This is a genomic window from Kitasatospora sp. NPDC058965 (genome assembly GCF_042741245.1).
Lineage (GTDB): Bacteria > Actinomycetota > Actinomycetes > Streptomycetales > Streptomycetaceae > Kitasatospora.
In genome coordinates this window covers 1-8,404 of the sequence record NZ_JBHYKG010000349.1, presented here as the reverse complement: position 1 = coordinate 8,404, position 8,404 = coordinate 1, and the positions used below count along the sequence as shown (strand labels likewise).

The window sequence follows — 8,404 nt, the reverse complement described above, 5'->3', positions numbered from 1 at the left end:
AGATGTCGTACCGTCAGCTCCACGACCGGGTCGAGGCACTGGCCGCGCAGATCGAGCCGGGCAGCGTGGTCGCGGTGCTCGCCGAGCGCGGGCCCGCCGCGCTGGTCGGCCTGCTCGCCACCCTGCGGGCCGGCGCCGCCTACCTGCCGCTGGACCCGACCCACCCGGTGGAGCGGCTCACCGAGTTGCTCGCGGACGCCCGGGTCGACCTCGCCCTGGCGGACCGCGTGCTGGACGGCATCGCGGCCCGCCCGCTGCCCGACCCGGCCGCCGCCCCCGGCGCGGCGCGCTGCACCCGGCCGTACCCGACCCCGGCGGACCGCGCCTACGTCCTCTACACCTCCGGCTCCACCGGCCGACCCAAGGGCGTGGAGATCGAGCACGCCGCGCTGACCAACCTGCTGCTCGACTTCCGCGACCGGCTGGCCGCCGCTCCCGAGCACCGCTGGCTGGCGCTGACCGCGCCCACCTTCGACATCGCCGCCCTGGAGCTCTACCTGCCGCTGATCAGCGGCGGTCGGGTGGTCTTCGCCCCGCCCGCCGCCCGCGCGGACGGGCGCGAGGTGGTCGAGCTGATCGAGCGGGAGGGGATCAGCCACCTGCAGGCCACCCCGTCCGGCTGGCAGCTGCTGCTGGACGCCGGTCTCGGCGAGGTCCCGGTGGGCCTGGTCGGTGGCGAGGCGCTGCCGCCCGCGCTGGCCGAGCGGCTACTGGCCCGCACCGGACGGCTGCTCAACGTCTACGGCCCGACCGAGACGACGGTCTGGTCCACCGCCGCCGAACTCACCGGCGGCGCCCAGACCGGGATCGGCACCCCGCTCGCCAACACCACCGTGCACCTGCTCGACCCGACCGGTCACCCGGTCCCGCACGGCGTGCCCGGCGAGCTGTGGATCGGCGGCGCCGGCCTGGCCCGCGGCTACCTGGGCCGCCCCGAGCTGACCGCCGAGCGGTTCGCCACCGGCCCCGACGGCGAGCGCCGCTACCGCACCGGCGACCTGGCCCGCCGCCGCGGGGACGGGTGCCTGGAGTTCCTGGGCCGGCTGGACGGGCAGGTCAAGCTGCGCGGCCACCGGATCGAACCCGGTGAGATCGAGGCGCGGCTGCTGGAGCACCCGGGAGTGGCGCGGGCCGCGGTGACCGTCCTCGACCCGGGCACCGACGGCGCCCGGCTGGTCGCCCACCTGGTGCCGGCCGGCCCCGCTCCCGAGGAGCGGGAGCTGCGCGCGCACCTGGCCCGCACCCTGCCGGCGGTGATGCACCCGGCGCTCTGGCGCACGCTGGACGAGCTGCCGCTGACCGGCAACGGCAAGGTCGACCGGGTCGCCCTGGCCGCCTGGCGCCCGCAGGCCGCCGCGGCGGCGGAGCCGGCGGCCGCGGCGGAGCGCGGCGGTACGGTCGCGGTGCTGCACGAGATCTGGTGCGAGGTGCTCGGCCTGCCGGCGGTCGGCGAGCAGGAGGACCTCTTCGACCTGGGCGGCCACTCGCTGACCGTCACCCAGATCGGTGCGCGGATCGCCGCCCGGCTCGGCGTGGACCTGCCGCTGCACGTCTTCTACGACGACGCCACCATCGCCGGCATGGCCGCTGCGGTGGAGCGGGCCGGGGGTGCCGGATGACCGGGGGCGCCGCATGACCGGGACCACCGCGCTGCACGTCGACCGGGCCCGTTCCGGGCGGGCCTGCGCCGGGCCCGGGCGGGCGGTGGGCGGGAAGCCGGTGGCCCCGCCGGCCTTCGCCGAGCAACGCCTTGCACCGGCTGCCGCAAGGAGCCCGGGGGTGCCGCTGCACCCGGTGGCGGAGGGCTTCCGGCTGGTCGAGGAGGAGCGCTGGGACGTCCGGCGCCGGCGGCGCACTGCCACCACCTCTGGAACCTCAAGGCCGCACTGCGCCGCCATCCCGAGCTGCACGGCCCCTACCTGCGGCAACTGCTCGCCGAGCTGCTCCGGCGGTTCCCGGAGCCGGCCGCGCTGCGGGAGCGGATCCCGGCGCCGGCGGGCCTGCGGCCGCTGCCGGCGCCCACTCCGGACCGGCTGGACCGGCACGGATTCGACGCCGATTCCGCCTGGCCGTTGGGGTCTCAGCGGACACAGGACGCGCTCGGGCAACCGTGAGGACACGCGGATGTAACGATCACCCCGACATTGCAGAAACTTGCTGCAAGGACTTTCATCGGCGGTTGCGCCGCTGTTACGTTCCTCCACAAGCCCGACGGCGGCACCAAGTGCGGTCGGCGTCGCGGGGCACATTATGCGCCCCCTCTCCCCAGTTCGGGCACCCACCCCCACCTTTCTCCCTAGGAGCTCTCATGCGGCGTGGCATCGCGGCCTCCGCTCTCGTTGCGGCCCTTGCGGTCACCCTTGCAGCCTGCGGCAGCAGCGGGTCGAGCAGCAGCTCGGCTCCGGCGGCCGGCTCGTCGGTCGACCCGAGCAAGGTCAGTGGCACCGTGACCTACTGGGACACCTCCGACGCCAAGGCCGAGGGGCCGACCTACCAGGCCGTGATCGCGGACTTCATGGCGAAGTACCCGAACGTCAAGGTCAACTACGTCAACGTGCCGTTCGGTGACGCGCAGAACAAGGTGAAGAACGCCTTCTCCACCGGCGCCGACGCCCCCGACGTGATCCGCTCCGAGGTCGCCTGGACCCCCGAGCTGGCCGCCGACCACTACCTGCTGCCGGTGGACGGCACCCCCGCCCTGGTCAACCCGGACGACTACCTGACCAACCCGGTCGCCGCCACCAAGTACGACGGCAAGACCTACGCCGTGCCGCAGGTCACCGACACCATGGCGCTCTTCTACAACAAGAAGATGTTCGCCGACGCCGGTATCACCAACCCGCCGGCCAGCATCGACGAGCTCAAGGCCGACAGCGCCCTGATCAAGCAGAAGCTCGGCAAGACCGGCTTCTACCTGCGCGGCGACGACGCCTACTGGAGCCTGTCCTTCCTCTACGGCGAGGGCGGCGACCTGGTCGACGCCGGCACCAAGACGGTCACCGTCGACAACGCCGCCGGCGTCAAGGCCTTCAGCACCATCAAGGACCTGGTCGACTCGGGTGCCGCCAAGACCTCGGTCACCGACGGCTGGACCAACATGATGTCGGACTTCCAGGCCGGCAACGTGGCGATGATGATCAACGGCCCGTGGTCGCTGGCCACCATCAACCAGGGCGGCGGCGCCTTCGCCGACAAGTCCAACCTGGGCATCGCGGTGGTCCCGGCCGGCAGCGCCGGCCAGGGCGCCCCGCAGGGCGGCCAGTCCTACGCGATCTACGCCGGCAGCAAGAACACCGCCGCCGACGAGCTGTTCGTCCAGTACATGTCCTCGCCCGAGGCGCAGGCCAAGATCTTCAAGGGCACCGGCGCGCTGCCGACCCGCAAGTCGGTCTGGGCCCAGCCGGACATCGCCTCCACCGACGAGGTGAAGTTCTTCAAGGACGCCATCGACAAGGCCCACCAGCGTCCGTGGATCCCGGAGGGCGGCACCCTGTTCGCCCCGCTGGCGACCGAGTACACCGCGATGCTGTCCGGCAAGGAGAGCCCGGCGACCGCCGCCAAGAACACCGGCGACGCGTACCGCAAGAACCTCGGCTGGAAGTAAGGACCTTCAGGGCATGGCTGCCGTGGACACCACCACCGGCCGGCCCGGCGCGCCGGCCGCGGGCGGGGACACCCCCGCCCGCGGCCCGCGGCGCACGGTCGGCGCCCCCGGGCGACTCCGCCTGGCACTGAGCAAGCACTGGTACGCCTGGACGCTGGTGGCACCGGTCGTCATCGTCATCGCGGTGCTGGTCGGCTACCCGCTGGTGCAGGGGCTCTACCTCTCCACCACCAACGCGAACGACAAGAACTCCGAGAAGCAGATCGGGCAGTTCCTGCACATCCCGGCCAGTTACAAGAACGTCGGGCTGAGCAACTACACCGACATCCTGTTCGGCGCGCACTCCACCTTCTGGGCGCGGCTCGGCTGGACCGTCACCTGGACCATCAGCTGCGTGGCCGTCTCGTTCCTGGTCGGCCTGGCGCTGGCCCTCATGCTCAACCGTCAGCTGCGGTTCCGCGGGCTCTACCGCACCATGCTGATCCTGCCCTGGGCGGTGCCGGCCTTCGTCTCGACGTTCAGCTGGCGGTTCATCATGAACCACGACCGCGGGTTCCTGAACCATGCGCTGCAGGCGATGGGCCTGCCGGCCCTCGACTGGCTGAACGACCCGACGATGGCCCAGATCTCGGTGATCATCGTCAACATCTGGCTGGGCTTCCCGTTCGTCATGGTGGCGATCCTGGGCGGTCTGCAGTCCATCCCCGCCGAGCAGTACGAGGCGGCCGAGATGGACGGCGCGAGCGCCTGGCAGAAGTTCTGGTACATCACGCTGCCGGCCCTGCGTCCCGTCAGCAGTACCGTGATCCTGCTCAGCACGATCTGGACCTTCAACATGTTCCCGGTGATCTTCCTGCTCACCCGTGGCGGGCCGGGGGACACCACCCAGCTGCTGGTCACCTACGCCTACAACGAGGCCTTCACGGGCGTGCGGCAGTTCGGTGAGTCCTCCGCCTGGGGCGTGATCATCCTGTTGATCCTCGCGGTGTTCGCCGTCTTCTACCGGCGTTCGCTGCGCAAGCAAGGCGAGGTGTGGTGACCGTGGCCCAGTCCAAGAAGCGCTCCTTCGGAGCCTCGGCAGCCCTGCACGGCGGCCTGGTCGCGGCCTCGGTGGTCTCGGTCTTCCCGGTGCTGTGGATCTTCCTCACCTCGCTCAAGCCGGCCGGGCACGAGACCAGTTCGAAGTTCATCGACCACCCCACGCTGGCGGCCTACGGCGACCTGCTCAGCCACACCGCGTTCCTCACCTGGTTCGGGAACTCGCTGCTGATCGCCGGCTGCACCACGGTGCTCGGCGTCTTCCTGGCGGCCACCACCGGGTACGCGGTGAGCCGGTTCAGGTTCCCCGGCATGCGGCCGGTGATGTGGACCCTGCTGGTCACCCAGATGTTCCCGGTGGCGATCCTGATCGTGCCGCTCTACCAGCTGCTGGCCAAGCTGCAGCTGCTGAACCAGCCGATCGGCCTGATCCTCACCTACCTGACGATCGCGGTCCCGTTCAGCGCCTGGACCATGAAGGGCTACTTCGACACCATCCCGACCGAGATCGACGAGGCCGGGCGGATCGACGGACTCAACCCCTTCGGCACCTTCTGGCGGCTGATCATGCCGCTGGCCCGCCCGGGCCTGGCGGTCACCGCGTTCTACTCCTTCATCACCGCCTGGGGCGAGGTGGCCTATGCCTCCCAGTTCATGACCGGCACCGACAGGATGACGCTCTCCGGCGGCCTGCAGACCTTCGTCAGCCAGTACACCCAGAACTGGTCCTGGATGTCGACCGCCTCGGTGCTGATCGCCGTCCCGGCCGCGGTCGTCTTCCTGCTGGTCCAGCGCTACCTGGTGGCCGGTCAGATCGCCGGCTCCGTCAAGTAGCCGGCCGCACCGCCACCTACCTCCACCACTAGTCCCCGAGGGATCTGTCATCATGACCCAGACCCAGACCTCCATGACTCAGCACGCGGCCGACACCTCCCGGCCCGTCCTCGCCGCCGCCGACACCCAGGCGGCCGGGGAGCCCAGAGGCTGGTGGCGCGACGCGGTCATCTACCAGGTGTACCCGCGCAGTTTCGCCGACGCCAACGGTGACGGGATGGGCGACCTGCCGGGCATCCGCAGCCGGCTGCCCTACCTGCGCGACCTCGGGGTGGACGCGGTCTGGCTCTCCCCGTTCTACGCCTCGCCGCAGGCCGACGCCGGCTACGACGTGGCCGACTACCGCGCGGTGGACCCGATGTTCGGCACCCTGCTGGACGCCGACGCGCTGATCCGCGAGGCGCACGAGCTGGGCCTGCGGATCATCGTGGACCTGGTGCCCAACCACTCCTCGGACCAGCACGAGTGGTTCCAGCGCGCGCTGCGCGAGGGCCCCGGCTCCCCGCTGCGGGACCGCTACCACTTCCGCCCCGGCCTCGGCGCCGACGGCGAACTGCCGCCCAACGACTGGGAGTCCATCTTCGGCGGCCCGGCCTGGACCCGCACCGCGAACCCGGACGGCACCCCGGGGGAGTGGTACCTGCACCTGTTCGCCCCCGAGCAGCCCGACTTCAACTGGGACAGCCGCGCGGTGGCCGACGAGTTCCGCTCGATCCTGCGGTTCTGGCTGGACATGGGCGTGGACGGCTTCCGGGTCGACGTGGCGCACGGCCTGGTCAAGGCCCCCGGCCTGCCCGACCTCGGTGCGCACAACCAGCTGCACCTGCTGGGCAACGACGTGATGCCGTTCTTCGACCAGGACGGCGTGCACGAGATCTACCGCGCCTGGCGGCAGATCCTGGACGAGTACCCCGGCGAGCGGATCGCGGTCGCCGAGGCCTGGACCCCGACGGTCGAGCGGACCGCGAACTACGTCCGCCCCGACGAGATGCACCAGGCCTTCAACTTCCAGTACCTGAGCACCTACTGGGACGCGGTCGAGCTGCGCGCGGTGATCGACTCCTCGCTCGCCGCGATGCGCCCGGTCGGCGCGCCCACCACCTGGGTGCTGTCCAACCACGACGTCACCCGGCACGCGACCCGGTTCGCCAACCCGCCCGGCGGCACCCAGCTGCGCACCGCCGGCGACCGCGAGCTGGGCCTGCGCCGGGCCCGCGCGGCCAGCCTGCTGATGCTGGCGCTGCCCGGCTCCGCCTACGTCTACCAGGGCGAGGAGCTCGGCCTGCCGGACGTCACCGACCTGGCCGACGAGGTCCGCCAGGACCCGTCGTTCTTCCGCGCCAGCGGGCAGGACGGCTACCGCGACGGCTGCCGGGTGCCGATCCCGTGGTCCGGCACCGAGGCGCCGTACGGCTTCGGCCCGGCGCAGGGCGGGCCGAGCTGGCTGCCGCAGCCGGCCGAGTGGGCCGGCCTGAGCGTGGCCGCGCAGACCGGTGACCCGACCTCCACCCTGGAGCTGTACCGCAGCGCGCTGACCATCCGCCGCGGGCACCCCGACCTGGGCGCCGGCTCGGCGGTGGAGTGGCTGGACGCGCCGGAGGGCGTGCTCGCCTTCCGCCGCGGCGCCTTCCGCTGCCTGGTCAACACCACCGGCGAGACGGTCGAGTTCGACACCCCGGGCCGGCTGCTGGTCAGCTCCGCAGTTGACGCGGTGCCGGGACGACTTGCACCGGACAGCGCCGGCTGGTGGGCGGTCTGACATGGTTGCAATAGGCTCTGGGATCGTGACTACGGCGCGACTCTCGGACATCGCGGCGCAGGCGGGGGTCAGCGAGGCCACCGTCAGCCGCGTCCTCAACGGCAAGGCGGGCGTCTCCGCGACCACCCGCCAGACCGTGCTGGCAGCACTCGACGTGCTCGGGTACGAGCGGCCCACCCGCCTGCGCCAGCGCAGCGCCGGGCTGATCGGGCTGATCACGCCCGAACTGAGCAACCCGATCTTCCCCGCGCTCGCGCAGGTGATCGAGCAGGTGCTCAGCCGGCACGGCTACACGCCGGTGCTCTGCACCCAGACCCCCGGCGGCTCCACCGAGGACGAACTGGTGGAGATGCTGGTGGAGCGCGGGGTGGCGGGCATCGTGTTCGTCTCCGGGCTGCACGCCGACACCACGGCCGACCACGACCGGTACGCCAAGCTGACCGGCCGTCAGGTGCCGTTCGTGCTGATCAACGGGTACAGCGACCGGATCGCCGCACCGTTCATCTCGCCGGACGACCGGGCCGCGATGTGGATGGCGGTCCAGCACCTGACCGAGCTGGGGCACGAGAAGATCGGCCTGGCCGTCGGCCAGCGGCGGTACGTGCCGGTGCAGCGCAAGATCGAGGGCTTCACGGCCGCGATGCAGTCGGTGCTCGGGGTGAGCGCCGAGGAGGCGGAGCAGCTGGTGCACCACACGCTGTTCAGCGTGGAGGGCGGGCACTCGGCGGCCGGTGCGCTGCTGGACCAGGGGTGCACCGCGATCGTGTGCGGCAGCGACATGATGGCGCTCGGCGCGATCCGGGCGGTCCGCCAGCGCGGGCTGTCGGTGCCGGGCGACGTCTCGGTGGTCGGCTTCGACGACTCGCCGCTGATCGCCTTCACCGAGCCGCCGCTCACCACGATCCGCCAGCCGGTGGAGGCCATGGCCACCGCCGCCGTGGACGCACTGCTGGAGGAGGTCGGCGGCGAGCCGGCCCGGCGCGCGGAGTTCATGTTCCAGCCCGAGCTGGTCATGCGCGGCTCCACGGGGGCCCACGGCCGCTGACCGGACCGGTGCACCGCGAGCGCCGCCGCCCCACCGGGGCGGCGGCGCTCTCGCGCTCTCGCGCTCTCGCGCTCTCGCGCTCTCGCGCTCTCGCGCTCTCGCGCTCTCGCGCGCTCGCGCTCTC

General features: G+C 72.0%; 6 protein-coding genes. All 6 read left to right on the top strand.

Annotated features, from left to right (window positions below):
- Window positions 1-1,619: non-ribosomal peptide synthetase (locus tag ACFW1A_RS35120; protein ID WP_380416511.1), on the top strand; the 1,619-nt coding region annotated here is incomplete at its 5' end.
- A 689-nt stretch (window positions 1,620-2,308) separates the two neighbouring features.
- Entirely contained in the window at window positions 2,309-3,604 is a 1,296-nt protein-coding gene (locus tag ACFW1A_RS35115; RefSeq protein ID WP_380416503.1) for an extracellular solute-binding protein, read from the top strand.
- Between the two features lie 13 nt (window positions 3,605-3,617).
- Window positions 3,618-4,643, top strand: a complete 1,026-nt coding sequence (locus ACFW1A_RS35110) for a carbohydrate ABC transporter permease (protein ID WP_380416500.1) — start codon at window positions 3,618-3,620, stop codon at window positions 4,641-4,643.
- Entirely contained in the window at window positions 4,637-5,476 is an 840-nt protein-coding gene (locus ACFW1A_RS35105; RefSeq protein ID WP_380416498.1) for a sugar ABC transporter permease, read from the top strand. The genes ACFW1A_RS35110 and ACFW1A_RS35105 overlap by 7 nt, the downstream gene beginning before the upstream one ends.
- 73 nt (window positions 5,477-5,549) lie before the next feature.
- A complete protein-coding gene (locus ACFW1A_RS35100; protein WP_380416514.1) occupies window positions 5,550-7,235 on the top strand; it encodes a glycoside hydrolase family 13 protein in 1,686 nt (561 codons plus the stop codon).
- Between the two features lies 1 nt (window position 7,236).
- A complete protein-coding gene (locus tag ACFW1A_RS35095) occupies window positions 7,237-8,280 on the top strand; it encodes a LacI family DNA-binding transcriptional regulator (RefSeq protein ID WP_380416494.1) in 1,044 nt (347 codons plus the stop codon).
- Window positions 8,281-8,404: the final 124 nt, after the last annotated feature.